The organism is Pedobacter sp. 01N416, assembly GCF_056399685.1.
The window spans coordinates 1-1,912 of record NZ_JBFTRT010000841.1 but is presented as its reverse complement, the minus strand read 5'-3'; the positions used below and the strand labels follow the sequence as shown (position 1 = coordinate 1,912).

Below are 1,912 nucleotides of genomic sequence, written 5' to 3'. Positions count from 1 at the left end.
TTGCTGCACCATTAAAAGGCTCAACAGTGGTAGGGAAATTATGGGTTTCTGCTTTTAATGAGATTACCGATTCAAAATCGCTTGTAGTATAATAATCCGGCTCATCGGCACGTTTAGGTGCAAATTGTTGCACTTTCGGGCCTTTGATAAAAGCTACGTTATCTTTATAGGCCGAAACAATATCATTAGGATTTTCTTCTGATGTTTTGCGGATCAGCTTAAATAAAGAAGTAGGTTGCTCTACGCCATCGATTACAAATTTACCATTGAAAATTTTATGGCGGCAGTGTTCCGAATTCACTTGAGAGAAACCAAAAACTTCAGAATCGGTTAGCGGTCTTTCTAGTTTTTGCGCTAAAGTATTTAAATACTCAACTTCTTCATCGCTTAAAGAAAGCCCTTCTTGTTTGTTGTAAGCAGCAATATCGGTGATTTCTAAAATAGGTTCAGGTTTGATATTGATGGTATATACCTCCTGATCGAGCTTGTCGTATTTTTGAGAAAGCATCGGGTCGTAATCCGCAAAACTTTCATCAACCTGCTTAAATTCTTCAATCCTGATGATTCCCTGCATGTCCATGTTTTGGGTAATCTCTACTGCGTTGGTACTCCATGGAGTAATCATTGCTGCTCTTGGCCCAACGAAAAAGCCTGTTAGCGCTTTTTCTTGCGAGATTTTGGCACCGCCAAATAACCATTCAAGTTTAGTAATATCAGTGGTAGAAAGCGCTTTGTCTGTTTGTAGAACAAAAATCGCCTGCGATTGACTAAGGAAGAAATGAATCATGCTTTTTTTTTGAAGTTGCAAAAATAGTGTTAAAATTTTAAAAAGCTCATTGTAGCCTACAATATAATTGCGCTTTTATTACTTTTGACCTTAATATAACCCGCAGATCGTCATTTCAGGCGGAGTGGAGAAATCTGTCAAGATAGATCTCTCCACTCCGCGGTGCTTCGGTCGAGATGACGACTTTATTTAGAAGAAATCTTATGGAATTGACGCTGCAAATGTATTTCTTATTAAAATCGAATTTATGTTCAATAAAATCCACCATATTGCCATTATCTGTTCAGATTATGAAAAATCGAAAGATTTTTATGTCAATAAATTAGGTTTTACCATTTTGGCAGAGGTTTACCGGGCTGAAAGGAAATCGTATAAATTAGATCTTGCAGTAAATGGTGTATATCAGATCGAGCTGTTTTCTAACGGGTTGCGCCATGAGGATTAACACGGATGGTGTTTTAATTGCGGCGATGGTAAATCACGAAAAACCTAAAAATATATTGGATATTGGAACGGGAACTGGTGTAATTGCCTTGATGCTGGCCCAGCGATTTCCTGATGCAAGCATACATGCTGTAGAAATTGATGAACAGGCCGCACAAACTGCTGGAAAGAATTTTCAATTATCTGTTTTCAGTGAGCGGTTAACCATTAACCATACATCAATTGAACAATATAACTATGCTCAGCAATTCGATCTGATTGTTTCTAACCCGCCTTTTTTTGTAAATGATTTAAAAAGTGAAGAATTTAGGAAAGGAATAGCCCGGCATGCAGATGAAGACTTTTTTAGCATGCTCATTAAAAAATCGAGCGGGTTATTGGCAGATGAAGGTATGATTTGGTTAATCCTTCCGGTTAAACAAGCTGATGAGGTTATAGGTAATGCTGCACATTATAATTTATCGCTTGCAGAGCGGATCCATATTCATTCTGATCAAAGCAAGCCAACCTTTAGACAAGTGATCTGTTTAAAAAAAGGTAAAGCGGTTTTGAAGGAAAATGATTTTTATATTTATGAATCTTTAAAAGCGCATACAGCAGCTTATAAAGAATTACTGAAGGATTTTTTTCTGGCCTTCTAGCTTATGGTTTTTGGATGGATGGCGGGGTAGGGAACAATGA

The 1,912-nt window shown here is 37.4% G+C and carries 1 protein-coding gene and 2 pseudogenes; 2 read left to right on the top strand and 1 reads right to left on the bottom strand.

Translation table 11 applies throughout. The features are described from left to right. Positions 1-787: pseudogene (locus tag AC1DND_RS27725) on the bottom strand (phosphoribosylformylglycinamidine synthase); the annotation flags it as partial. Between the two features lie 247 nt (positions 788-1,034). On the opposite strand from AC1DND_RS27725, the pseudogene AC1DND_RS27720 reads away from it, so the two are divergent. Further along, a pseudogene (locus AC1DND_RS27720) lies at positions 1,035-1,208 on the top strand (VOC family protein); the annotation flags it as partial. A 13-nt stretch (positions 1,209-1,221) separates the two neighbouring features. Beyond that, positions 1,222-1,872: a tRNA1(Val) (adenine(37)-N6)-methyltransferase gene (locus AC1DND_RS27715; RefSeq protein WP_477586057.1), complete on the top strand. Its 651-nt coding sequence runs from the start codon at positions 1,222-1,224 to the stop codon at positions 1,870-1,872. Positions 1,873-1,912: the final 40 nt, after the last annotated feature.

Bases quoted from the DNA above. Each gene is read 5' to 3' on its own strand.
- AC1DND_RS27715 (WP_477586057.1), top strand. From the start codon at position 1,222: ATGAGGATTAACACGGATGGTGTTTTAATTGCGGCGATGGTAAATCAC.